31 protein-coding genes are annotated in these 24,484 nt (G+C 39.9%); 21 read left to right on the forward strand and 10 right to left on the reverse strand.

Annotated elements, in window-relative coordinates:
• Window positions 1–12: 12 nt before the first annotated feature.
• Entirely contained in the window at window positions 13–255 is a 243-nt protein-coding gene (locus tag AC6CHU_RS24630; protein WP_498123044.1) for a hypothetical protein, read from the reverse strand.
• Between the two features lie 250 nt (window positions 256–505).
• Between AC6CHU_RS24630 and AC6CHU_RS24635 the strand changes: the two genes are divergently transcribed.
• The 3 genes from AC6CHU_RS24635 to AC6CHU_RS24645 all read left to right on the forward strand — a co-directional run bounded on the left by AC6CHU_RS24635 (window position 506) and on the right by AC6CHU_RS24645 (window position 3,442).
• Window positions 506–712, forward strand: coding sequence for a heavy-metal-associated domain-containing protein (locus AC6CHU_RS24635; protein WP_498123045.1), 207 nt, complete (start codon window positions 506–508; stop codon window positions 710–712).
• 143 nt (window positions 713–855) lie between these two features.
• On the forward strand, window positions 856–2,334 hold the full coding sequence (locus AC6CHU_RS24640) for a lmo1851 family serine protease (protein WP_159871915.1): 1,479 nt from the start codon (window positions 856–858) through the stop codon (window positions 2,332–2,334).
• 187 nt (window positions 2,335–2,521) lie between these two features.
• Window positions 2,522–3,442, forward strand: a complete 921-nt coding sequence (locus AC6CHU_RS24645) for an LCP family protein (RefSeq protein ID WP_498123046.1) — start codon at window positions 2,522–2,524, stop codon at window positions 3,440–3,442.
• Window positions 3,443–3,488: 46 nt separating this feature from the next.
• On the opposite strand, the gene AC6CHU_RS24650 is transcribed toward AC6CHU_RS24645, so the two are convergent.
• On the reverse strand, window positions 3,489–4,106 hold the full coding sequence (locus AC6CHU_RS24650; RefSeq protein WP_498123047.1) for a class I SAM-dependent methyltransferase: 618 nt from the start codon (window positions 4,104–4,106) through the stop codon (window positions 3,489–3,491).
• Window positions 4,107–4,221: 115 nt separating this feature from the next.
• On the opposite strand from AC6CHU_RS24650, the gene AC6CHU_RS24655 reads away from it, so the two are divergent.
• The 3 genes from AC6CHU_RS24655 (at window position 4,222) to AC6CHU_RS24665 (ending at window position 6,502) form a co-directional block, all read left to right on the forward strand.
• Entirely contained in the window at window positions 4,222–4,623 is a 402-nt protein-coding gene (locus AC6CHU_RS24655; RefSeq protein ID WP_498123048.1) for a hypothetical protein, read from the forward strand.
• Window positions 4,616–5,536, forward strand: coding sequence for a CobW family GTP-binding protein (locus AC6CHU_RS24660; protein WP_498123049.1), 921 nt, complete (start codon window positions 4,616–4,618; stop codon window positions 5,534–5,536). Before AC6CHU_RS24655 ends, AC6CHU_RS24660 begins: the two co-directional genes overlap by 8 nt.
• Window positions 5,537–5,668: 132 nt before the next feature.
• Window positions 5,669–6,502 (forward strand): hypothetical protein, encoded by an 834-nt coding sequence (locus tag AC6CHU_RS24665; RefSeq protein WP_159870201.1) that lies wholly within the window; start codon window positions 5,669–5,671, stop codon window positions 6,500–6,502.
• Between the two features lie 35 nt (window positions 6,503–6,537).
• Here AC6CHU_RS24665 and AC6CHU_RS24670 read toward each other — a convergent pair whose 3' ends face one another.
• The gene (locus AC6CHU_RS24670; RefSeq protein ID WP_159870204.1) at window positions 6,538–6,780 is read right to left on the reverse strand and encodes a DNA alkylation repair protein; all 243 of its coding nucleotides are present in this window, start codon (window positions 6,778–6,780) and stop codon (window positions 6,538–6,540) included.
• Between the two features lie 117 nt (window positions 6,781–6,897).
• On the opposite strand from AC6CHU_RS24670, the gene yoyC reads away from it, so the two are divergent.
• The 7 genes from yoyC (at window position 6,898) to AC6CHU_RS24705 (ending at window position 12,691) form a co-directional block, all read left to right on the forward strand.
• On the forward strand, window positions 6,898–7,164 hold the full coding sequence (yoyC, locus tag AC6CHU_RS24675) for a protein YoyC (protein ID WP_159870207.1): 267 nt from the start codon (window positions 6,898–6,900) through the stop codon (window positions 7,162–7,164).
• Between the two features lie 118 nt (window positions 7,165–7,282).
• On the forward strand, window positions 7,283–8,263 hold the full coding sequence (locus AC6CHU_RS24680; RefSeq protein WP_159870210.1) for a YncE family protein: 981 nt from the start codon (window positions 7,283–7,285) through the stop codon (window positions 8,261–8,263).
• Between the two features lies 1 nt (window position 8,264).
• Entirely contained in the window at window positions 8,265–8,939 is a 675-nt protein-coding gene (locus AC6CHU_RS24685) for a response regulator transcription factor (protein ID WP_498123061.1), read from the forward strand.
• Window positions 8,936–10,339: a sensor histidine kinase gene (locus tag AC6CHU_RS24690; protein WP_159870216.1), complete on the forward strand. Its 1,404-nt coding sequence runs from the start codon at window positions 8,936–8,938 to the stop codon at window positions 10,337–10,339. The genes AC6CHU_RS24685 and AC6CHU_RS24690 overlap by 4 nt, the downstream gene beginning before the upstream one ends.
• 17 nt (window positions 10,340–10,356) lie before the next feature.
• Window positions 10,357–10,818, forward strand: coding sequence for a FixH family protein (locus tag AC6CHU_RS24695; protein ID WP_498123050.1), 462 nt, complete (start codon window positions 10,357–10,359; stop codon window positions 10,816–10,818).
• A 448-nt stretch (window positions 10,819–11,266) separates the two neighbouring features.
• On the forward strand, window positions 11,267–12,022 hold the full coding sequence (locus tag AC6CHU_RS24700) for a CAP domain-containing protein (RefSeq protein WP_498123051.1): 756 nt from the start codon (window positions 11,267–11,269) through the stop codon (window positions 12,020–12,022).
• Between the two features lie 171 nt (window positions 12,023–12,193).
• Window positions 12,194–12,691 (forward strand): GNAT family N-acetyltransferase, encoded by a 498-nt coding sequence (locus AC6CHU_RS24705; protein WP_498123052.1) that lies wholly within the window; start codon window positions 12,194–12,196, stop codon window positions 12,689–12,691.
• Window positions 12,692–12,700: 9 nt separating this feature from the next.
• Here AC6CHU_RS24705 and AC6CHU_RS24710 read toward each other — a convergent pair whose 3' ends face one another.
• The gene (locus AC6CHU_RS24710) at window positions 12,701–13,186 is read right to left on the reverse strand and encodes an Hsp20/alpha crystallin family protein (protein WP_498123053.1); all 486 of its coding nucleotides are present in this window, start codon (window positions 13,184–13,186) and stop codon (window positions 12,701–12,703) included.
• Window positions 13,187–13,199: 13 nt separating this feature from the next.
• The gene (locus tag AC6CHU_RS24715; RefSeq protein WP_159870231.1) at window positions 13,200–13,679 is read right to left on the reverse strand and encodes an Hsp20/alpha crystallin family protein; all 480 of its coding nucleotides are present in this window, start codon (window positions 13,677–13,679) and stop codon (window positions 13,200–13,202) included.
• A 207-nt stretch (window positions 13,680–13,886) separates the two neighbouring features.
• Here AC6CHU_RS24715 and AC6CHU_RS24720 point away from each other — a divergent pair, with 207 nt between their 5' ends.
• Window positions 13,887–14,660: an SDR family oxidoreductase gene (locus tag AC6CHU_RS24720; protein ID WP_159870234.1), complete on the forward strand. Its 774-nt coding sequence runs from the start codon at window positions 13,887–13,889 to the stop codon at window positions 14,658–14,660.
• A 42-nt stretch (window positions 14,661–14,702) separates the two neighbouring features.
• On the opposite strand, the gene AC6CHU_RS24725 is transcribed toward AC6CHU_RS24720, so the two are convergent.
• Entirely contained in the window at window positions 14,703–16,070 is a 1,368-nt protein-coding gene (locus AC6CHU_RS24725) for an MATE family efflux transporter (protein WP_498123054.1), read from the reverse strand.
• A 205-nt stretch (window positions 16,071–16,275) separates the two neighbouring features.
• Between AC6CHU_RS24725 and AC6CHU_RS24730 the strand changes: the two genes are divergently transcribed.
• The gene (locus AC6CHU_RS24730; protein WP_498123055.1) at window positions 16,276–16,434 is read left to right on the forward strand and encodes a hypothetical protein; all 159 of its coding nucleotides are present in this window, start codon (window positions 16,276–16,278) and stop codon (window positions 16,432–16,434) included.
• A gap of 134 nt (window positions 16,435–16,568) precedes the next feature.
• Here the strand turns inward: AC6CHU_RS24730 and AC6CHU_RS24735 are convergent, their stop codons facing one another.
• The 4 genes from AC6CHU_RS24735 to AC6CHU_RS24750 form a co-directional block, all read right to left on the reverse strand.
• Window positions 16,569–17,129 (reverse strand): GNAT family N-acetyltransferase, encoded by a 561-nt coding sequence (locus AC6CHU_RS24735; protein ID WP_498123056.1) that lies wholly within the window; start codon window positions 17,127–17,129, stop codon window positions 16,569–16,571.
• Between the two features lie 312 nt (window positions 17,130–17,441).
• Complete coding sequence (locus AC6CHU_RS24740) at window positions 17,442–18,563, reverse strand: amidohydrolase (RefSeq protein ID WP_159870243.1); 1,122 nt, start codon at window positions 18,561–18,563, stop codon at window positions 17,442–17,444.
• 228 nt (window positions 18,564–18,791) lie between these two features.
• Complete coding sequence (gene uptA / locus AC6CHU_RS24745; RefSeq protein ID WP_159870246.1) at window positions 18,792–19,376, reverse strand: undecaprenyl phosphate transporter UptA; 585 nt, start codon at window positions 19,374–19,376, stop codon at window positions 18,792–18,794.
• A gap of 21 nt (window positions 19,377–19,397) precedes the next feature.
• Window positions 19,398–20,177, reverse strand: coding sequence for an undecaprenyl-diphosphate phosphatase (locus tag AC6CHU_RS24750; protein WP_201306610.1), 780 nt, complete (start codon window positions 20,175–20,177; stop codon window positions 19,398–19,400).
• A 217-nt stretch (window positions 20,178–20,394) separates the two neighbouring features.
• On the opposite strand from AC6CHU_RS24750, the gene AC6CHU_RS24755 reads away from it, so the two are divergent.
• The 6 genes from AC6CHU_RS24755 to AC6CHU_RS24780 all read left to right on the forward strand — a co-directional run bounded on the left by AC6CHU_RS24755 (window position 20,395) and on the right by AC6CHU_RS24780 (window position 24,179).
• Window positions 20,395–20,733 carry a DUF4870 domain-containing protein gene (locus AC6CHU_RS24755; RefSeq protein WP_159870252.1) on the forward strand — a complete coding sequence of 113 codons (339 nt, stop codon included), beginning with the start codon at window positions 20,395–20,397 and terminating at the stop codon, window positions 20,731–20,733.
• Window positions 20,734–21,105: 372 nt separating this feature from the next.
• Complete coding sequence (locus tag AC6CHU_RS24760; RefSeq protein ID WP_498123057.1) at window positions 21,106–21,240, forward strand: WCX domain-containing protein; 135 nt, start codon at window positions 21,106–21,108, stop codon at window positions 21,238–21,240.
• A gap of 121 nt (window positions 21,241–21,361) precedes the next feature.
• Window positions 21,362–21,559 (forward strand): PLDc N-terminal domain-containing protein, encoded by a 198-nt coding sequence (locus AC6CHU_RS24765; RefSeq protein ID WP_159870258.1) that lies wholly within the window; start codon window positions 21,362–21,364, stop codon window positions 21,557–21,559.
• Window positions 21,560–21,561: 2 nt separating this feature from the next.
• Complete coding sequence (locus tag AC6CHU_RS24770; protein WP_498123059.1) at window positions 21,562–22,467, forward strand: ABC transporter ATP-binding protein; 906 nt, start codon at window positions 21,562–21,564, stop codon at window positions 22,465–22,467.
• A complete protein-coding gene (locus AC6CHU_RS24775) occupies window positions 22,464–23,240 on the forward strand; it encodes an ABC transporter permease (protein WP_498123060.1) in 777 nt (258 codons plus the stop codon). The genes AC6CHU_RS24770 and AC6CHU_RS24775 overlap by 4 nt, the downstream gene beginning before the upstream one ends.
• Window positions 23,241–23,333: 93 nt before the next feature.
• On the forward strand, window positions 23,334–24,179 hold the full coding sequence (locus AC6CHU_RS24780) for a patatin-like phospholipase family protein (RefSeq protein WP_159870267.1): 846 nt from the start codon (window positions 23,334–23,336) through the stop codon (window positions 24,177–24,179).
• Window positions 24,180–24,484 lie beyond the last annotated feature (305 nt).

The raw sequence follows: 24,484 nt of genomic DNA on the forward strand, positions 1-24,484 counted from the left end.
ACATGGCCTCTTTTATTTGCCTTTCTCCTTTAAATTTCTTGATTGAAAATAAAATATAACTGCTAAAATAATGGGTACAGCGGGGAGGCCTGACAGAATACGAAGCACATTTTCTTCCCCTGTTAAGACATATCCCAATGGCAGCAGGAGAAAAAAACTTAATAGAGCAAGTTTCCATGACTGATTCAAGATTCCGGCTATTATGCTGATTAGAGAAAATGAGAAGCTTATCCACAATATTGCGGCTGTTAACATCATAAATCACCCCTTAAGAAAGTGATGGGAGAGCAAAGGTCTGGAACAGGATTTGGAGAGTTTTTTGAATCACCATATAATAAAATATGTTTATGCCTGCAAAACATTAACCTTTTATTTTACTGAGCAAACGCCTTTACAATGTGGTTAAGTATGGCATGGCGGGCTGTCTGTTTACCTGATGTTTATAAGCCTATTTAAATGAGGTATTAATAAAACTAAGGTTACTCGTAAAAAGGAGGCATATGCTTTGGAAAAAGTTTCACTTAAAGTGGTAGGCATGACCTGCGGCCATTGTGAAGAGGCCGTCAAAAATGCCCTTCTATCCATCGATGGCGTGGCAAGCGTCGCGATTGCCTTTCACGATGACTATGCAGAAATCGAATATGACCCTGAAAAATCTGATATGGAAAATTTAAAACAAGCGATAGAAGACCAGGGCTATGGAGTAGCCTGACAAAAGAAAGAGCGCCAAGCAGATTATGCTGGCGCTCTTTCAAGCTTTACACACATTTTTCTTTGTTATTTTTTCGATAAATGTTATTCTAATCAATAAGGATTGTACATAGTTATTTTACGGTGACGAAAGTGGTGAAAAGTTTGCAAAATGAAGATTTAAACAAAGAAACTTCTGAAGCACCAGATAATAACCATTCAGGTTTTATCCGCATGAAAAAGTTTCATTTTGTTATGCTGCTGTTTTTTATTGTGTTCCTTTCAGCAGGAATTACTACCTTTGCACTTGCCTTTGGAGACGAAAAGGCAGTAGATGTGGGAACAAGCGAGAGAAGGGAATTTGATAAGCTATATACAGCTTATGATACCCTTAAAGCAAACTATTTCCAGGAAGTGGATCAGAATAAACTTATTAATGGTGCAATTAACGGTATGCTTGAAGCGCTGGATGATCCATATTCGGACTATATGAATGAAGAAGAAGCCGAAAGTTTTCATCAAAGTATTTCATCTTCTTTTGAAGGAATCGGAGCTGAAATCCAGGAACAGGAAGGCTACATAGTCATAGTATCCCCATTGAAGGGTTCACCTGCTGAAAAAGCTGGGCTTAGGCCTAATGACAAGGTGCTTTCAGTTGATGGAAAAAGCCTTCAAGGGATGAGCTCAACAGAGGCTGTTATGCTGATCAGAGGGGAAAAAGGAACTAAAGTAGAACTGGCAATTCAGCGTCCCGGCACAGATGAGCCTATGAATATTTCCATTACACGCGATACTATTCCGCTTGAAACCGTCTATGGGGAAATGCTTGAAGATGGTATTGCAAAAGTTCAGATTACTACCTTCTCAGAAAATACTTCTAAAGAATTGGTGGAAACTTTAAATGAACTGCAAAAACAGGGCATGAAAGGTTTGGTCCTTGACCTTCGCCAAAATCCTGGCGGCCTTCTCGATCAGGCAGTGGAAATCTCGAGCCTGTTTGTCCCGGATGGCGAGATATTGTTCCAAATTGAAGATCGCAATGGAAATAGAGAAGAAATAAAATCAAAGAAAGAAGAAAATCCTAATATACCATTAGTGGTTGTGATTGATAAAGGAAGTGCCAGTGCTTCAGAAATTCTTGCTGCGGCCGTACATGAATCAGCAGATGTCCCGTTAATCGGTGAAAAATCATTTGGAAAAGGCACTGTCCAGCGTGCACAGGACTTCTCCGATGGGTCAAACATGAAGTTCACTACTGAAAAATGGCTGACACCGGAGGGAAATTGGATTCACAAAAAGGGAATAACGCCTGACCACAAAGTGGCATTGCCGGAATATGCTACACTGCCATTTATTAATCCTGACACTGAATTAAAGCTTTCTGCTTCTTCAGCTCAGGTTAAAGCAGCACAGCAAATGCTAAAAGCTTTAGGATATGATCCTGGAAGAGTAGACGGCTTCTTTGATGATAAGACAGAAGATGCTGTCAAGACATTCCAGGCCGCTGAAAAGCTTGATCAAAATGGAGTATTATCAGGGCAGTCTACTCTTAGACTGATGGAGAAACTTCGTGAAAAAATTGATCAAAATGATACGCAAATTCAAAAAGCAGCTGAAGTGCTGAAGAAACAAATAGGGTCTTAATTTCAAAAGCTCTCCGATTCGGAGAGCTTTTTCTGTCATTGTCAATCGGAGAAATTCCTTCTTCAGGCGAACACTAGCAGGTGGGGATAGTTTAAGTAATGATGCTCCAGAAAAAGGGTATATAAAGCGTTTCTCTTTCCCACAATGGTAGTAAACTTTTCTATAAAGCAGCGCAGGGGTGATTTTCTTGAAAAAAATAATCATATTATTTTTACTTGCTGCAGCTATACTTTCCGGCTGCACATCTTTTCAGCAAAAAGATAACAATAATACAGGGCAGGAGACAGAGATCGGTGAGTCCGACAAGGAGAATAAAGAGCCTTCAGCGAGTGAAAATGGAACGAAAAACTTTTTGCTGATTGGTGTTGACAGCAGAGGTGAAGAGGAATCACGTTCGGATGCCATTCTGCTGGCCAGCTATGATCCTTCAGGAGAGTCCATTAAATTGGTTTCTCTAATGAGGGACAGCTATGTAAAAATACCGGATTATCAATATATGTACAGCAAATTGAATCATGCTTATTATATAGGCGGCAAGGATTTATTAAAGAATACAATAGAACAAAACTTCGGAGTCCATATCGATCATACTGCTATAATTGATTTTAAGGGATTTCCTGCAATGCTTGATGCCATTGCACCGGACGGAATCGAAGCTGAAGTCAGTTCCGCCATGATTGAAGATATGGGACTTGATCTGGAGCCGGGGAAACAGAAGCTTAAAGGAAGCGACTTATTATCATATGTGAGATTTCGCCATGATGGACAAAGTGATTTTGGGAGAGTAGACCGGCAGCAGGAGATTTTGATTGCTCTTAAAGATGAAGTGATGAACCAATTCGCATCACCTGCCGGTTTAGCAAGGTTTCCGGAAGTTATCAGCCAGGCAATGAAATACGTTGATACCGACTTGAAACTTGAAGAAGCATTATCACTGGGTGTGAAGTTTTTAAGGAATCCTGTTACTGATATTGAAACACTTAGGTTACCTGTTGAAGATAGTTATGAAAATAAAACATATGAACATGCCGGTTCGGTTCTACAGCTTGATTTTGAAGAGAATTCGGATGCGCTTAAGCAATTTTTGGACGATGCTGAAAAGAGATAGCGGAAAAAGAAGGCACTTTTAAAAGCAAATAGGAGCCAATGGGCTCCTATTTACTTTTACTGCAAACTGCAATCCCAAAAGGATAGTGTTTGCCTTCTCTTTTTGGTTCAACGAGAGCACTTCTCTGGTAATAAAATTCAGTCTCACCGTAAGACTTGAACAGATCAATAAATTCATCTTCAGTAAGCTGGTGAAAATGGAAAGGCTCGTTTGTTGGCTTTCCTCTCCCGGCTCCGAATGGCGTGGATAAAATGAGAGTGCCGCCTGGCTTCAGCATTTTAAAAAGATTGTTAAGAAATATTTCTACTGATGCCACGTGTTCAAGGGTTTCAAAGCTCGTTATCACATCAAAGGATCCTAATTCTTCTGGGAGGGTTTCATCTTCCGCATTTGCTTTTACATATTGCACGAGAGGATGATAATGATGCTGTCTGGCATACTTCAGTGTTTCCTCATCAATGTCCACTGCTACAATTCCATTGATTTCTTTTTTCTTGGCTTTTGCCATTATTTTTGAACCGTACCCTGTTCCGCAGGCAATATCAAGCACTCTCCCTTTAGCATAATAAAGGGCAAAATAATAACGTGCCAAATGTTCCAGAAGCATTCCGTTAGTAACCGGCATTTGCTCGGGTATGATCCTTTCTCCGGTATTTTCCAGCATTTTTACTCCACCACCCTTAATAGATATTATAGCAAATATGGCATATGGTTTGTATGGACTGGTAAAATCATATAAAATGGGTCATTAGACAGGACAGCTATAAAGAGGTGATCCTTTGAAGCAGGTAGTGAAGCTTAATGAAGAGATCCGCAGGCAAATATCAGATATTGAACAAAAATGTGAAAAGCTTGCAGAAAAACTTCTTAATACGTACAAAACAGACTTTCAAACTGAAGAGGGAAATCTGGTGGTGGACTTGGTTCGGACAATAAAAGGCCGGCGTGCATCAGAGGACGATGTGTTTGAAGTTGATTATGAGTCTATTTTGGAACTGGGAATTGAGACAGAGGATGAATTTTTTCCAAATGCTTATATTCCCATTTGGAAATGCAAGCAGGAAATGTTTCATTCCGTTGGCTATTTAACTAATCTGGATATAGTTTCAATAGAAAAGAAAATGATTCTTATGATTGAAGAAATGCTGTCAGATTGTGAAGAAGGGGAAATGTATGAATAAAACAGAAATATATATATTATCAGGATTTCTGGGGAGCGGGAAAACGACGCTTTTAAAGCAGCTGCTGCAGGATGAAAAAAAGCAAGGCAGAAAAGTGGCAGTGATGATGAACGAGCTAGGGAAAGTTTCAATTGACTCGGACGCAATTGATGAGGATTTGCCATTAAAAGAGCTGCTTGATGGCTGCATATGCTGTACTATCTCAGATAAGCTGGAAGCCCAGCTTCAGGAATTGTTGATGGTTGAAAAGCCGGAGGCGATCTATATTGAAACTACGGGGGCTGCTCATCCAATTGAAGTTCTCGATAGCATCCTTTCCCCACTCTTTGCTGACAGGATGCAGGTAAAAGGTATTATTTCTGTTGTTGACGGTCCAAGGTGGCTTAATCGAAATATGTTAAGCCCTCAGGTGCAGCAGCTTTTAATTGAGCAGGTTCGGCATGCGGACTTAATTCTCTTAAATAAAGCAGACGAACTTTCTGAGGCGCAACAGGCCCGGCTTACAATGGAGGTTCAGGGTCTGAACAGCCAGGCATACACCATCTTAACTTCATACTCAAAGATCGCTGTGAAGCAGGTAAGAGGCATGTCCTCCGCGAAAAAGAGCAAGGCTTCCAAGTCACATGTTTTTACTGATCTTAAGCTTAGCACGTTCGTTTATCAGTTTCAAAAACCTGTCAATCAGACTGATTTTGAGGATTTTCTTAGAGAGCTTCCAGACACTGTGTACAGAATAAAAGGGTATATGAAGCTGCATTCATCACAGTATCCGTTTCTTTTTCAGTTCTCTTATGGGATGCCGCTCTATATGCAGGAAAACATAAACATGCCTCTTAATATGGTGTTTATTGGAGAAAATCTTGATTGGGCAGAAATCGAACAAAGGTTAAAAATCTTAGAAGCATCTGATTAATCCGGGGGTTTAAAGGGAATCGCATTCAATGGGTGCGATTTTTTTCTTGCTTGAATGAATGAATAAAACCTTTTTTTGGGAAACTCATTATATAATGCCTTACCGAAAAAAACATATAAATGAGTGGAATTTATGAAAACATTAAACATAGTCATTATATTCATCTTTCTTCTTTTTGCAGGGGGAACGCACACAACTGCGAGTAAAGAGGGGATTGGCTGGCGGATTGAGATGCTGCCATGGGAGAAAGTGAATGGGATATTGCCGAAATACAGTAAATTTACCGTTCTGGATGTGGAAACGGGAAAGAAGTTTAAGGTTCAGAGGCGTGCGGGCAGCCATCATGCAGATGTCCAGCCATTAAATGCTGAAGAAACTAAAATAATGAAAAGTATTTATGGCGGAAAATGGAGCTGGAAGAGGCGCGCCATTATAGTTATTAATGGAAATCAATGGATAGCGGCTTCCATGCATGGTATGCCCCATGGCGGAGGTGCACTGAAAAATAATTTTCCAGGTCATTTCTGCATTCATTTTTATGGCAGTACGACACATCGAACTAACTTTATGGATTTATCACACAAGCTGATGATCCTGAAAGCGGCAGGAAAGCTTGATGGATATCTCTATAATGCCAATCCATATGAAATAATCAGCGCATTCATGGCCGGACTTAAACAGCAAGATGCAAGGATAGTCCAGCCGATTTCACTTCAACCCATAGACTGGAATAAACTCCTGCCCAAAATTGAGAATGTCAGGTTAAGTGCGATGCCCGTTCTTCCGGCGGAGGATTTGGCAGATGAGCTGAGCATGGAAGTTCCAGTGGAAGCAGATTGGTTCATAAAAAAACGCGGCAGACAGCATTTTCGGGGCAAGATTTATCTTGTGCGCTTTTCACAGGCAGATCCATGGAAAGTGGATAATAAAAGATTCTTAATGGAAAATAAATTAGTGAATGAATAAAAGCCCGAGAACAGAATCTCAGGCTTTTATTTATTTCACTGTTTTTCGCCAAATTTGATGAATGTCCGCTCGTCTTCAACAAGTCCGCAAGCCGCACATTGCACCCTTTTATCAGGGCCCTTATATGGCATATGGAAGGGGGACAGCTGTTCACTGCTGTACTCTTCCATAACATTCCCTGTCTGAGGATCCATTTTAATGGATTGAGGCACCTGTTTAATAATATTGAATCGGCTTCTGTTGGTTTTACAGTTTGGACACCGATAAGGTGAATTCATAACTCATTCTCCTTTCTCGCATATTAGCTGTATTTTTTGCATTTACAAAATTATTTATGTAAAAATACATCTAAGGAAATTTAATTGTTTCCTGTTTTGGAAGGGATGTGGCAAGTTATGAGTCCAAAATATGAAAAGCTTCTGAATGAATACCGGAAGCTTTGGAACAACCGGAAACTAGAAGAGGACACTAATGCAGAAATCATTTTGAAAGAAGCAATCTCCAGGGAACTAAAGGATGAAAATTCACATCCAAGAGTCCGTAAGTCTGTCTATGAAAAATTTTTCCTTGCGGTTAAGAGAATTACTCATTCAGACATGGATGACACATCCAAAGCCGCACTTATCCAGATGCATATCCATGAAGCGGAAGGGTTGAAATAGGGAGGTTCATGCCTCCTTTTTTTAATGTGTAGGTTTATTGCAGATTTCAGGATCCTTTCACATTTATCTCACAATATTAATGTAAGATAAAGTTAAGATAGTAATTAGGAGAAATGATATGTCAAAAAAAATATATTGGCTTGTCTTTTTATGGATCACAACAGCCCTCCTTTCTTCCTGCTCAGAAAAGAGACTGCCTGAAATCCCTGAGGATGTCAGCTTTGCTGCTACAGTGAATATAAAAGATATGACCATATCTTTTGTGGACCTGGAAAAAAAAGAGCAGGCAGCAGAGTGGGCTATGGAAAAACCTTATACAGGCGCTTTGATTCTCCCGGACAATGACTCCATCCTGCTATATGGAAAACAGCTTGAAACGGCTGATCTTTATTCCTTAAAGGAAGGTAAATTGATTGATAGCTGGGAAACAGGAGAAGGTATCGTTAATGGCATCATGCTTGATACTAATGACATAGCTTTTGCAGATCAAAATTTAAACAAAATTCGGTTCTTTAATCTAAATGGAGAAGAGGAAAAACAGGTCAAGACGGAAAGAGATCCGCTTACCCTCCTCGAATCTGCTGCGGAAAATAAGTTATTTGTCCTTAGCTTTAATCATGAAAAACTGGGAATTATTGATCTTAAATCAAAAGCAGGAAGCGGAGAATTTACAATTCATCCTTCAGCATCCGGTGCGTGGCTTAATGAGAGAAACGGTGAAATATGGATTGGCGGACATGGAGAAGGTGCAGAGATTGAACAAAATATCCATGTGTATGACACTGATACCGGTAAGTTAAAAAAGAAAATTCCAGCTGCTTCGATGCCGGTTAATTTCCTAGGACAAGAAAATCATGTATATGTCTTAAGCCATGGTTCAAATATGTTATACAAAATTAATGATTCCGGGGAGGAAGCTGCCTCAGTTTCTGTTGGGGCAAATCCCTTTGAATTAGCTATTGCCAAAGATATTCTTCTAGTCGCCGGTTATGACAGCAATGATTTACATTTACTGGAGCCGAAAAGCTTAAAAACGCTTAGTAAAATTAAGGTTGGAGAGGGCCCGTTTAAGATAGTGATTAGGGAAAGTGGTGAATGACATGCTGAATATCCTGATAATTGATGATGAAGCTGATATGGGGCATTTGATTGAGATGTACCTGGGGAATTCAGGATTTACATGCTTTTTAGCAGAAAGCGGCGTTGAGGCATACGGCATACTTGGAAATAATATGATAGACTTGGTTATTCTAGATATAATGATGCCGGATGAAGATGGATTTGAAGTGTGTTCTCAGATCAGGAAAAAATCAAATGTACCTATTATATTTCTCTCTGCCAAGGGAGAGGAATGGGATAAAGTGAAAGCACTCCAGTTAGGAGGGGATGACTATATCGTCAAGCCATTCAGTCCTGGAGAACTTATTGCCAGAATAAATGCAGTACTCCGAAGAACTGGCGGATTAAAAGATGACTTGGATTCTGTGCAGATTGGGCAAATCACAATTGACAAAAAAGCACGCAAGGTAACAGTAGAGGGGAAGCAGGTCACGCTCACTCTTAAAGAATATGAATTGCTTCTATTTTTTTACGAACATAAAAACCAGGCATTAAGCCGGGAGCAGCTTCTTGAATACATATGGGGTATAGATTATACAGGAAGCTTAAGAACGGTGGATACTCATATAAAAACCTTGAGAATGAAACTGGGGGTTGGGGACTATATCCAAACAGTCTGGGGAGTAGGCTATAAATTAGAGGTGCCATGTGAATGAAATTTTTGACCAATAGCCTGGCAAAAAAAATGTGGCTGACCGTGACAGCAGCGATTATCATTACGATCTTATATTCCTATTTTTTATCTTATTTATTTTATGAAAAAATATATGTGGAAGATGTAAGAGATTCCCTGCTGACTGAAGGGCGAAACCTCTCGTCAGAGTACGAGGGAGGGCCTTTGACAGAGAGTCTAAGGGAAAAAATCGATTGGTATAATTCAAAATCAGAAACAGAGGTTTTTATTGTTAACAATCCAAGAGAGCTTAGTGCCTGTCTGCCGTTTGAAATTGACTACCAGACACTAATAGGTGAAAAAGAACGGGAAGAGCTTCTTAAAGGCAGAGCGGTTGAAAAATTGGGCTATGAAAAAAGGTTTGACCGGAAAATAATGGGTGTTATTATTCCGCTTCTCGATGGTAATCGGCTGGAGGGTATCATATATTTATATGTTCCCCTTGCAAAAATTTCAGAGATTACCCATGATTTTGCCTACCTATGGCTGGCTGCTGCGATGATTTTTACGTTCATCAGCATTATTTTAGGTACCATGCTGGTTAAAAAGCTGACAAAGCCTCTATTGGATATGAAAGTTGCAGCTGATCATGTTTCAAAGGGACACTATGATATTCATTTGAATATTGATTCGAAGGACGAAATTGGCCAGCTGGCAAATGCATTTAATCATATGTCTTCATCTATACAAAAAGAAGACGAAAAGAAAAAGGATTTTCTCGCAAACGTTTCCCATGAACTGCGAACTCCCATCAGCTATGTAAAGGGCTACAGTGAAGCACTTCTGTCCGGTATGGCAAAAACTGAGGAAGACAGACAAAAATATTTGCAGCTAATGCATAGGGAGTCTAAAAGGATGGAACGTTTGGTGGGAGATCTGCTTGATTTGTCGAAGCTTGAATCTGACGAATATAAACTCGAAAAAATGGCGCTGCCTTTGGGGCAGCTAATAGAGGATGCTATTGAAAAATATAAGCATGTCCTTCGTGAAAAACATTTGGATTTACAATACTGCCTGGATCCCGAAGTCATCATTAACGGTGACGAAGGCAGGGTTGAACAGATTATCCAAAATATTATGGACAATTCAATTCGTTATACAGACGAAGGCGGTATTAGCATCCGTTTATATCAAGAGAAAGATAAATGTGTGATTGAAATAGAAGATACAGGGATTGGGATTTCTGAAGAACATTTAAGCAAGATTAAACAAAGGTTTTATAGAGTGAATAAAGGCAGAACAAGATCTGATGGCGGTACAGGCCTTGGACTTGCCATTGCAGAAAAGCTGGTTAAACTCCATCATGGTGAGCTGACTGTTATAAGTGATTTAAATAAAGGAACAACGGTTAAAATTGTGCTGCCGCTGTTCGAAATAAGATAGGATAAAGGAGATTTAAGATGAAGAAGCTACTAAATATCTGGCTCCCGCTAATGCTCATGGTTACCCTGGCAGCCTGCAGCAATGGTAATCATACAACAGAGGAAGAACCGCAATTCCTGGATGTCGAGTTATCGATTAATCCTGAAAAAGCAGAAGCAAATGAACCTGTAGTTTTTGAAGCAAAAGTTACATATGGAGAAGAAGAGGTCACAGATGCAGACGAGGTAAAGTTTGAAATCTGGAGAGCAAATGCAACAGAGCATGAAAAAGTTCTTGTTGAACATGCTGGTCATGGAATTTATCGGCTCAAGAAAACCTTTGAAGAAGAAGGAACCTACTATATATACTCACATGTAACGGCACGAAGAATGCATAATATGCCTAAAAAAGAATTTGTTATTGGTCAGCCCAGTGCACCTGAAAAAGAATCAGGCAGCCAGGAAGAAGATATGGATGACAATGATCATGGCAGCCATTAAAAAGCAGCATTGGCTGCTTTTTTTGTTTTGGATCGGTTAATCCTGCTGGAATTTTTCCTTTGGGGGCATATATACCCATTAAGGGGTACATATACCTATCATATTTGTTACACCAGTGTAATAAAAGTAATGAATACTATCAGGCTAAAAACCTGTCAATAGTGATCTATTAGTATATAAATGGTATTTGGGTAATGCGTCTGCCAATAAAGACAAAAATAGACAGAAAGTTATATACCCATCTTAAGCAAGCATAAACCCTTTTAAATAGGGATATCTGAAAATTTCTAAGCTGATTTTACTAGTTTCTAAGTCGATCGGTTGTGCAGGATTCAAGAATTTGTAAAATCTGTCCATAAATATTACGAAAAACCCTGTGTTATGATGATTGTGCAAGTCACACAGCACCACACAACAAAGAAAACAAACACAGGGAGGATTTTTATACATGAATAAGAAAGTTATTTACTCAGTAGCAGCGGCAGCAGCTTTACTAGTATCAGCACCAGGAGCTAACCAGGCGGACGCAGCTTCAAATTGTCCTACTCCTGAACAAGCTAAAAAAATGGTAGTTTCTCAATCTGGTAACCTAAGCCAGGAGCAAATTAATAATATTCTTCAAAAATACCTTAAAAACTACAATATTAACTGGGATAATGTCCAAGTAAATAAACAGGAAGCACAAAAACCAGCAGAGCAAAAACCGGCAGCACCAGCACAAGCACAGCAGCCAGCAAAAGCTCCAGCACAGCAGCCGGCAAAAGCACAAGAAACAGCAAAAGCACCTGCAGAACAAACAAAAGAAGCTGCACCTGCATCTTCTGAAGTAAGTGCTTACGAGAAAAAAGTACTTGAATTAACTAACCAGGAACGTGCGAAAGCAGGAGTGCCTGCACTTAAATTGGACGAAGAACTAAGCAAAGTAGCTCGTGAAAAATCACGTGATATGCAATCAAAAGGATATTTTGACCATAACAGCCCAACTTACGGTTCACCATTTGATATGATGAAGCAATTCGGCATCTCATACACTACAGCGGGCGAAAATATTGCTATGGGGCAAAAATCTCCTGAAGAAGTTGTACAAGCTTGGATGAATAGTGAAGGCCACCGTAAAAACATCATGAATGCCAACTTTACTCACCTTGGTGTTGGCCATGTTGCTGACGGTAACTACTGGACACAAATGTTCATCGGGAAATAATATTTGAATGAATAAAGGCAGCCTCTTTTAGGCTGTCTTTTTTTGTGATTTTTTGCCACTCGCCCGAGTTAATTTTCATTATAGTATTTACTTCCGGTCCATGTATGTATTCAATCATTCAATGGAACATTAGTAATGGCTGTTAAAAATGAAAAACAACAGGTGATGTAAATGGAAATTAGAAAAGGAACAAAAGACGATTTAACGGAGATAATGAAAATTGTCCAAAAAACAGTCAGCATTATGGAATCTGAGGGGAATGATCAATGGAACCGTACTTATCCCCGTGAACAGGTTTTTCTGTCTGATGTGGAAGCAGGCAGTCTATACACTGCCATCTATGAAGGAAATGTCGCAGGTACCATTACTGTCGATCAAATCCAGGCGGAGGAATATAAAAATGCCTCCTGGAGAAAAGATGAGCCTTGCTTCGTTTTTCACCGTCTGGCCGTAGATCCGGAAATCAGAGGGGAAGGGATAGCGAGCAGATTAATTGAATTTGCTGAAAAACATGCAGTTAAGAACGGGATTCCGTATATGAGAACAGATACATACTCGCTGAATAAAAAGGCTCAAAAATTATTTGAAAAGAACGGCTATGTCAAAACAGGCACAATCTGGATGGATCGGGACAACCCATTTTACTGCTATGATAAGCTGCTTGATTAAGGGTATTATTCAACTCTGTACCTTAATAGGTATTTTTTCTTCTTCTTCAAATAAGATGGGGAGAGAGATAGAAAGAATCCCATTCTCAAACGATGATTTTATCGAATTTTTATCAACAGGCATCGGGAGGGTCAGCACTTTTTCAAAAGCTCTGCTATGTCTTTCTTTCAGAAAATAGCGCAAGTGCTGCTGAAATGCTGAGCATGTTCCTTTAATGATAAGTTCATTTTGCACGAGAGATACTTTAATGTCATTTTTACATGCACCGGGGAGTTCTGCTTCAATTATGATATTTCCGTTATACTCATATACATCACAACGCGGATAAATGTCCTGACTGGATAGAAAACGATTGATTTTTTCCTGCTCCAGCCCTGAAAAAGAAAGTTTTTTATTATGATTGGAAACTTCAGGTGAGATAAGTTTTTCCCAGAAATCCTGATCTTGATATTGTGCGGACATTTTGATTAACTCTTTCCATTTTTCCAGTTCCAAAATGAGCCCCCCTTTATAATATTTCTGTTACATCAATTTCTGAAAACTGCATGTCAATGTTTTTAGGAATTTTTATCTCCATATACCCTTCCTTACAGCTGGCTGATGATCCTTTTTTCCTGACAATTGCAGGGAGGGTTATGATATGCTTATCGTCTTTACCGGGAATGTGTTCAATGATCATTTGGTTAGATGTGTGGTAAAGTTTCATTTCTTTTAACCAATCATCATTTTTTACAGGGAATCTTACAAAAACGTAATCATGAGTTTCAAAGACGGATGCATTCAGCGGTTCAGAACCTGGCTGGCCAGCTCCAGGGGCTGCTGTATGAAAACCTTTCATAAAATCATGAGTTCCGTTCATCCCATGCATACTTTGAGGGAACATCTGCCCCATAATACTTCTTACATATTTATCAATATCCTCCGGTTTCATTTGATGGGGAGGATTTTTCATATCTTTATTAAATGGAAAAAGGTTCCATGGAAACATCCTTCTCATCCTTTCCTGCAAAACTGCCAATGAAGCTGATGGTTCATCACTAAGCCATATATTCTATGCAGATAATTGCCTATCCGTTAATGTTCCGCCTTTGGCAGAAGAGGAAAAAACTTCTTATTATTTGCAATAATTCAATGTAATTACTACTATATTGGTATTGGAGTATATAAAAATTATTAAATACTGAGGGGTAATTTTGTGAGAAATAAAGCAGCTTTAATCACGGGAGGAGCAACAGGAATCGGAAAAAGAACCGCGTTCATGCTTGCCGCTAAAGGCATTGATCTGGTGATTAATTACCGCAGCAGTCAAAAGGAAGCTGTCTCATTATGCGGGGAACTGTCCGGCAAATATGGAACCAGGAACATTGCTTTGCAGGGAGATATTTCTATAACGGATGATTGTGTAATGATGGCTGAAGCTGCTTTAAATGAATTTCCGGTCATCGATATCCTCATTCATAATGCCGGACCTTACGTACATGAACGAAAAGAGATGCTGGATTACACCTTCGAACAATGGAATTACCTGATTAATGGCAATTTAAATGCGGTATTTTATTTGTCAAAGTTGTTTATCCCGAAAATGCGGGAAACTGGATGGGGAAGAATCATAACGATTGGGTTTGATCGCGTAGAATATTCTTCAGGATGGGTATATCGTTCTGCTTTTGCCGCTGCCAAAACAGGTGCTGCGTCATTAACGAAATCGATTGCATTGGAAGAGTCCGGGAATGGCATTACCGCTAATATGGTTTGCCCAGGAGATATTACGGGTGAATGGAAGGAAAAAAATATCGAAGAAGCGGCAGGTGCTTATGAAAGTGCATCACCAGTCGGAAGGCCGGGAACTGGTGAAGATATTGCCCGTGTAATCAGCTTTTTAACCGATGAAAAATCCGACTTTATCACTGGCAGTATAATCCCGGTTACAGGAGGGAAAGACGTTCTCGGCAAAATTTATCAGGAATGAAAATGAAAAGGCAGAAGAACCGTGTTCTTCCGCCTTTTTATATTACTTCGCTTTCATATATGCCGGGTATTTCCTCTTTTGCAGATTGATCAGGCGGGCTGTTAAAGTTATGGCTCCGGCTGCAAGCCCCGTAATTAAGCCGATCCAATATCCATATGCTCCCCAGTCTGTATGATTGGCCAGATAATAGCCAAATGGCAGCCCGATGATCCAATAAGAAATAAGGGACATCATAAAGGTGACATTTACGTCCTTATACCCGCGCAGCGCCCCCTGGACAGGTGCCTGAATAGCATCTGACAGCTGAAAGAACATAGCATATACAAGAAAAGCAGCTGTTAATTGTAATACTTTTTCGTCTTTTGTGTAAATAGATGCCACTTCCCTTGGGAAAGCCAGAAGGATAGCTGCACAAATTAAAGCCATAAAAACAGCAATGCCGACACCAATCCAGCTGTACTCCTTAGCATCCCTGAATCTGGAAGCCCCTGCTTCAAAGCCCACAACTATTGTTAATGCCATTGAGATGCTGAGAGGAATCATATAAAGAAGTGATGCGAAATTTAGGGCAATCTGGTGAGCTGCGATAACAGATGTTTCGAAAGTGCTCATTAATAAAGTCACTGCTGAGAAAATGCTTGTTTCGAAAAAAATAGATAAGCCGATGGGAATCCCGATTAGCAGGATTTCCTTCCATTTGCCGAAAGAAACAGCATGTATTTTCCTGAAAACTCCATAAGTCGAGAATGGTGAATGTTTATGAATAATATAAAACGAAATGAGCATGATCAGCCAATAAGTAATAGCTGAAGCATACCCTGCACCTGCTCCTCCAAGTTCCGGGAATCCAAATTCGCCATAAATAAGGATATAGTTAAACACAGCATTGATCGGCAATGAAAGAAGCGTAATGATCATGCTGACCCTGGTCTTTCCAAGAGCATCAATAAATGAACGCAAAACATTGTAGACAAACAGGGGAATCAACCCTGTGCTTAAGGCTGCCAGGTAGTTAAAAGCTGTATCCTGAACCCTGTTTTCCAAATTCATTCCACTTAAGATTGGATTTAAGGAGAGTGCTCCCCCGGCAAATACAATGACGGCCATAATGATGGATAGATAAACACCCTGAATAACAGAAAATGAAACTTCCTCACTTTGTTTCTTTGCTCCCACGAGATGGGACACGATCGGTGTAACAGCAAGGAGAATGCCGCTGAGACCTGTGAACACAGGTACCCAAAGGGAGGAGCCAATCGCTACACCTGCAAGGTCCTCAGAATTATAGCGGCCAGTCATTAATGTATCAAGAAAAGTCATGGAGTACATTGCCAGCTGGGTTATTAAAATAGGGATTAAAATCACCAGCAGCATATGCAGCTTTTGTTTTTTGCTATACGTTTGATTCATGTATTATTTCCTCTTTCTTTAAAGTGTAAAGAATTATATCATATTGAAAGAGATGGGGCGCATTCCCGGCTTGTATCCTGCATATTGCAGGACGATATTTTTCAATTATGTGAACTTTTGTATAATAAGGAATAAAAATCCTTCCATAGGCGAGTATAGAAGTTAAAGACAGCCAATTTATACACGGCTTGAAGGAGGCATAACCATGAGTTTTAATACAAATAGGATAAATCCGAATCAAACTCAAGTTTCATTCAAAGACGGGCGTTTTGAAACCCTTACTAACGAAGAACTGGAAGAATTGCTGGCACAGCATGGAATCAGAGAAAAAACAGATGAACCGGAATCAAATCTTATCAATTGAAAAAAAGCACCTGCTTGAATGCAAGTGCTTTGCGTATTTATTATAGAATTCAAAATTTTTACTTCGTCAGTATCCAGCTCCTGCAGCCAGTTCCATTGAGGTGCCGTGGGTGGGCAAGATGCATGCACTTTCTGTTAAGCCTCCAGTAATTGGGACGATTCTTGGGCTGCTGCTCCATGGCGCATCACATGAAGAGTATATAAATCTTTTGGGATCTCATATAAATTATAAATATCACCATTAGCATTCAGCTGATCATAAACAGGCTTTCTTGTTTCATTTGCAAGAATGACATAAGGAAGTTTTTCTGCAGCTTTTTGCGAACGGATATTTTCCTTGCGGATCCGCATAAAGATCGTTTCAATGCCAGTTTCGAAAAAGAGCTCTTCAAAGAAAGCATCTTTTGCTAACTTGTTATACCCCTTGCCATGATAAGGCTTACCAAGCCATGTGCCGAGGAAGCCGGCATTGTCCTGGATGTCATACAAATTAATCGTCCCAATCGGAGCGCCCCATTCATCAAGAATTGTTCGTGAAATCAATTCACCGCGCTCTTCGGATTCGATTGTCTGCTTTGTAACAAAAATAAATTCATCATAACAATTGGCTTTTTGGCGAACAAAAGGGAAGACATCAGGGTGCGTCATCAAATCAAATAAAGCATGGCAGTCGTGAAGATCACGTTTCTTGAGCATAGGTTATCCCTCCAATTGAGGGCAGTCCTACTCCATGCCAAATAGAGCCTTCGGTCCACCCTCGAAATTTTTTATTATGCTGCTAAAAAATTTCGGGGTGGGAATCGAACCCACTAGAACCAGATAACTGGTGGCGCACCATTTGCCTTCCCTATTCTATCGTTTCCGATATTTGATTGTAATCCTAAAGAAGCAAAAATTTTCACTTCACTTTAGGTATAATACTAAAAAAAATTCAAAAAGGAAATAGGTTTTTTAATTATTTTTTTTACGATTTAAAGCCAAAAAACACCAGCGATATTCGACAATATTCTACGATTCTCTGTACACAAAATGGCCGCCTATCATGGTCCATTTTGGCTTGGCAAGAAAGTGGAATGGGTGATGATTCCATAAAACTAAATCAGCGTCTTTTCCTTCCTCGATGCTTCCCAGCTGATGATCAATTCTTAGGTTTCTTGCCGGCAGAATGGTGATTCCTTCTAAGGCTTTTTGCTCGGAAAGACCTTCCCGGACTGCAATAGCTGCACACATATTTAAATATTGTACAGGGGTGTATGGATGATCTGTAGTGATGGAGACTTCCACTCCATGCTCGGTCAGCTGCTGATACGTTTTCCAGGTTTTGTTTTTCAATTCAACCTTCGATCTTCTTGTCAGAGTAGGGCCCACTGAGACCTTTAAATTCAACCCTTCTAATTCGTCCGCAATTAAATGGCCTTCTGTACAATGTTCGATTCGAAGGTCGAGATTGAATTCTTCTGCAAAGCGGATGGCAGAAATGATATCATCGGCCCTGTGTGCATGTATTCTTACAGGAATTTCTCTTTTAAGTGCTTTAACAAGCGGTGCAAATCTTAAAGAGTCAGGATTATCACATTGTAAAGCCTCATAAAAGGCTTCCCTCAGCATCCCCATTATCCCCATTCTTGTAATGGAATCCTTGTTGCCATGACTGTGAATCCGTTTTGGATTTTCACCAAGGGCAATCTTAAGCCCTGCTGTTTCCTGAATAATCATCTTGCTAATATTTTTCCCTGAAGTCTTAATAACAGAAGTTGTTCCTCCAATAACATTAGCACTTCCCGGCATGATGTGGGCAGTTGTTATGCCGTACTTCACTGCATCAGCAAAAGCGGGATCTAAAGGGTATACTCCATCCATCGCCCGGATATGAGGGCTTAAAGGTTCAATTGTTTCATTGGCATCGTTGCCTGCCCAGCCTGTGCCTTCATCATATAGACCCAAATGGGTATGGACATCAATGAAACCGGGAAGCAGGTGGTGGCTGTGGCAGTCAATAATTTTTACATTTGAATCAGACTTTAAGTTCTTGCCTGTTTTTAGGATTTTTCCTTTTTCAACTATTAAATCCCCATGGAAGGTGGGGGATGTGACAGGATAAATGAGTGCATTTTTTAATAGAATTTTCATAAATAATATCTTCCTTTGATTCTAGATATTTGCTTTATTTTACAAAAATGGAAAGGGAGTGTGAACAGTTTTTAAATTGAAAAAATTAAAAAGCTACTTTCGGAGTTACTGTCAGTCTTGAGCGGAAATTAACACACAACATTATTAGGGGAAAAACACAATTTCTAAAAAATGAGCCAATAAAAAAGTGTAAAATTAGAATTCTACACTTTTGGTGGATATACTGATTTAACTTTTCCGCTTCTTATATAAAAAATAGAACATCCCGGAACTCAAAGCGATGATTATGATCGGCAATATAAGTGGTTTTGCATATTCCTTGATGTCTCTCCAGTGGTCACCCAGCTCCATTCCCAATAATAAAAAGAGAACCGTCCAAGGCACCATGGCTGCAATTGTATAGATTGTAAAAATGGATAACGGCATTTTGGCTATTCCGGCAGGGATTGATATGGCGTGCCGGATGACTGGAATAAATCGGGCTGTAAAGATGACTCCTGTTCCATACTTTTCGAACCATTTCTCTGATGCATCCAAATGCTTTTTCTGAATCAGCAAGTATTTCCCGTATTTATCAAGAACTGGCCTTCCGCCATATGCCCCCAGCCAGTATAGAAACAGCTGGGCAAATGTTCCCCCTGCAATTCCTGCAAGCAGTGCCCCTGTAAAATGGATATCACCGGTGCTGACTAAGAAGCCGCCATAACTTAGGACTATCTCGCTTGGTATTATCTCAACCATTAAGCCAAGTGCTATGCCGGCATAACCCAGCTGGGAAAGTATTTCAAAAATGCTCGAAATGATTCCTTCCATTTTGATATCGCCCCTTAGAAATTAAAAAATCCCGGTCATTTGCAGAAAGATTATGGAGAACCCTAAAATCCAAACGTATACAGCAAATATCTTCAATGATTTCCGTTTTAGAAAGTTAATCATCCAAACGACTGCTGCATAGCCGAATATAGCCGATGACAATGTCGCCATTAACATGCTGCTAAGGGTTATGGCTTCTGTGTGGCCTGATAACAGTTCGCCAAATTGCATGACAATGCCGCCCGCGATGGCTGGAATGGAGAGCAGGAAGGAAAAATAGGCAGCTGTTTCCCTGTCAAGCTTTCTAAAGAGACCTGCTGCAATTGTTAAGCCGGATCTGGAGACTGCCGGAAAAATGGCAGCTGCCTGGAAAGTCCCAATAAATAAGGCATCTCCGTAGCTAATGCTGTCCATCTTTTTTGCGCCTTTTTTAACACTATCAGCAATCCAGAGGATAAACCCTGTAAATAGAAACTCCCAGCCTATAGTAACTCCGGATTTAGAAATTGAATCGAACATGTCACTCAGAAGCAGTCCGACAATGACAGCTGGAATCGTCCCTATAATCAGCAGCATCGATAGCTTGCAGAATGGATTCTTTACTATTTGAAGCAATTCATTTTTGTAAACGACAAGAACGGCCAGTAAAGTTCCTATATGCAGCATTGTATCAAGGAAAAGGCCAGCTTCATCAAGCCCGAAAAGATGTCTCCCCAAATATAAATGCCCTGTACTGGAAATAGGCAGGAACTCGGTAAGCCCCTGGATGATTCCCAGAATGAAAGCCTCCAGCTTTGACATCATGTGTATATCACCTTCCTAGGCAGGTATAAGAATAGGCAAAGCTATGCGCAATGCCTGTCTTTAACATGTGTATTCAAGTTGTCCTAATCGAGAACAGGAAATTGAGCTGCAGGGGGATTGGAAAATAAAAATACATGAAACCTTTTTGAATGAATATCGTAAATAATATAAAAGAATCATCCAATTATATTGAAGAAATTTAGGAGGAAACACAATGAATGACTATAAGATGCCTTCCAATGATGAAAGGCTTATAGCAGCCGCTATCTATGTGACCAGCTTCTTTACCATTTTTATCGGACCGCTGATCATTTGGCTTTTGAAAAAGAATGACTCGGAGTTTGTAGATTACCATGGAAAGGAATATTTTAATTTTTTAATTTCCTATTCGATTTACAGTGCAATCAGCGTAGTGTTAATGATCGTATTAATTGGAATCATTACGATTTGGATCGTGGGGATTCTTGTGTTTATCTTTACGATAGTAGCTGCAGTTAAGGCATATGAAGGGAAGGAATACAGAATACCTTTAGTTTTTAGGCTAATAAAGTAATGCGTTAGCAGAAGCCCCCTGGTTACAGAGGAACGTACGTCTTCCCAAAAGCTGTGGTGGTGCTATGTTAAGCTGACGAAGCCTTCCTTGTCCTTTGTGCCTCAAGCGCAAGTCGGTTTGTACCGAAAGGTGTCATTGCTTTTCTGGGCGGACCTGCTTGTGACCATGAAGGGGAGGCGCTGGGGCTGGATGCCAAAAACAGAGTCCAGGGCTGTTGCCGCTGGGCTCTTTATAATGGATAATTATAAGGGGATGGGATGATGTAATGAATAGACTCGATAAACAGCGCATGCTCAATCTAATGGAAGTTTTGAGGGAGCAGACCGATTAAGAAAACGAATATACGCTCGACGATATAGCTCAATGCTTTAAGTGAGAGATGGGCTTGTCAAATGGCTTCTTAACTGGGGCAGCCAGGCTAAAGTGCTTTCACCATCCTCACTCCTTGATCAGTTAACAAACGAAATCAAACAGATGATGGCTGTTTATGAAAAAGAAACGGATTAAGCCGTCAATTAACTTTTGAAGCACCCCTTTACTGGAGTGTTTTTTTATTTGAAAAAATAACTGAACGATTTATGCACTTGAACGTCATATGAATGACAAAACACTTAAGGAGGACATCATAATGGAATTATTTGAAAGTATTAATTGGGCAATTTTTGCTCCGATTGTCTTCATTCAGCTTATTATAATGGCGGTTGCCATCATAGACCTGATAAAAATAGAAAAAGCAAATGGACCAAAGTGGGTATGGGCTCTCGTCATTTTATTTATTAATCTGATTGGGCCTATCATTTACTTTATTTTCGGAAGGAGAAGCTGACTATGCCGGTTGTTAGGGTAACAAATCTTAAAAAGCGGTTCAGAAATCAGGAAGTCATAAAAGGCCTGGACTTCCAATTATCGGAAGGAAAGTGTATTGCCCTCCTTGGAGCAAATGGAGCAGGAAAAACAACTTCACTAAATATGCTTGCAGGTCTGATGAAGCCCGATTCCGGTTCGATCGTGTATGAAGGGGGAGAAAAATCGGATTTTCGCAGATTAATAGGCTATCTTCCTCAATTCCCTGTTTTTTATGACTGGATGACAGGAAAAGAATTTCTTGAATACGCGGGTCAGCTTGCGGGCCTTTCCAAAGCAGAAGCCAAAGCCAGAGCAGCGGACCTTCTTGAACTTACCGGTATATCCGAAGCTAAAAACCGCCGGATTGGAAAATACTCGGGAGGAATGAAGCAGCGTCTTGGCATCGCTCAGGCGATTATTCACCGCCCTAAGCTAGTCATGCTCGATGAACCGGTTTCTGCCCTTGATCCTTTTGGGCGCAGGGAAGTGCTGGAGCTGTTGAACAGGCTGAAAAAAGAAACTGCAATCCTGTTTTCCACCCATATTCTAAACGATGCAGAAGAAATATGCGATGAAATTTTATTCCTCCATGATGGTGAACTGGTTGAGTCTGGAACATTGACAGACCTTAGAACCAAACATCAGCAAGCCAAGATTGACTTGGTTTTTAAAGAAGATGCCCGGGAATATGCTGAAGAACTGTCACTGCTTCCGCAAGTATCTTCAATGGAATTGGACGGAGATCGTGCAAGCTTTTGTGTAAAGGATATTGAAGAAGCAAGGGCTTTATTTTTATTTGAAATAACCAATCGGAAATGGCCACTGGTTAAGTTTGAAATCAGCAGAACGAGCCTTGAAGATGTTTTCATGAAGGTGGTGAAGAAATGAAGCAATGGGTGACTTTATTAAAAAAAGAAATGCTGGAGCTTGCCAGAAACTTCAAATGGGTGTGGGTGCCGCTGACTTTTATTTTAATAGCTGTAAAAGAGCCTCTGACCTTATACTATTTGCCTCAAATCATTGATTCAATTGGCGGGCTGCCTGAAGGGGCAGTTATCGAGCTTCCTGTTCCTTCAGCAGGTGAAGCACTTGCTGCTGCTCTCAGCCAGTATAATACGCTTGGTGTGCTAATTATTGTTTTCATTGCAATGGGAACCATTGCCGGTGAAAGGAAAAGCGGTGTTGCAGGGCTAATCCTTGTAAAGCCTGTGTCATACACCGGGTTTGTAACAGCTAAGTGGGCCAGTTTAATGATCCTAATATGGTTATCATATTTTTTAGGTTACTTCCTCTCCTGGTACTATGTGGGCGTATTATTTGAATTTATTCCTTTTTCCGATTTTCTGCAATCCTTTTTTGTTTATGGCATTTGGCTTACCCTTATTATCACTATAGTAATTCTCTTCAACACTTTTATTAAATCGCCTGGAGCGGTTGGATTTTTTACTATTGGGGCAATAGTCATTTTAACTCTTGTAAGCAATTCGCTTTCTCACGTGCTGGAGTGGAGTCCGGCCCTGCTTTTTGCTTATACAAATTCCTTTGTCATAGGCGGTCATTTCCCCGATGAATTATTGCCGAGTATCATTGTATCTGTCATTATCATTATATTTTCGATGTTTGCATCGATTGCGATTTTTAAACGAAGGGAACTTGCATGAATTCATGCAAGTTCCTTCCTTTTGGGCAAATTTGTATTTGAGAGGCTGATATTTTGGTAGTATAGCTTTAAAAGACGGAAAGGAAGATGCAGGGTGATTAGTGAAACGGGTCTTGTGCTTGAAGGGGGAGGAATGCGGGGAGTATATACAGCCGGGGTTCTCGAATATTTTCTTGAACAGGATCTTAGCTTTCCTTATGTTATCGGTGTTTCTGCAGGGGCATGTAATGCAGCCTCTTATTTGTCCAAACAAAAGGGCAGGAATAGAATTGTTAATGTGGATTATGTAACAGATCCCAGATATATCTCATGGCGCAATTACTTTAAATCGCGTCAGTTTTTCGGAATGGATTTTATTTTTGATGAAATACCGAATAAACTTGTCCCATATCATTACGAAGTGTTTTATAATAACCAGTCTGAATTTATAATTGGAACAACAGATTGCCATACAGGCAAACCTGTCTATTTTAGTAAACAAGACTATGGGAAAGATATGCTCCAGGTTTTAAAAGCATCCAGTTCCCTTCCATTTATTGCTCCTGAGGTAGATTATAAAAACAAGGTCCTCCTGGATGGAGGGATCAGTGATCCAATACCAATCAAAAAAGCACAGCAGGATGGTTTCAAAAAAAATATAGTGATTTTAACAAGAAACAGGGGATACTCAAAGAGACCTTCGAAATTTGCTTTTATGGTAAAAAGGAAATACCCGCATTACACAGGGCTGCAGAAAGCACTGGCAAATCGGTATCGAACCTATAACGAGACCCTGCGCTATGTAGAAGAGGAAGAAAAGAAGGGGACAGTCCTTGTCGTCCAGCCGCAGGAACCATTAACAGTGGGAAGGATGGAACGAAATCCTCAAAAACTGGAAAAGTTGTATCTTCAAGGTTACGAAGATGCAAGAAAATCATTTGAAAGAATCATCTCATTTTAACCGTATCGATCACGATGCGGTTTTTTATGTTTTAGGACAAAACACTTATCTTTTCGACATTGAGGAAATTGAAAAATATAAGGGTATTGTTGTATATAGTGCTAATATACCTAAATTGGTGTGAATATATGGAATTTAATATTAATAACATGAGTTTTATGTTGTGTCTTTTGCTTATTCTGCACAGGAGTGTGTCGAATAACAAAGATTTGCTGGTTAATTTATATTGAATATAATGAAAATTAGAAATTATAAGGGGGTCAATACACAAAATGAACATGAAAAAGGGAATCGTAACGGGTGCG

This window comes from Cytobacillus sp. GQ23 (assembly GCF_059758675.1).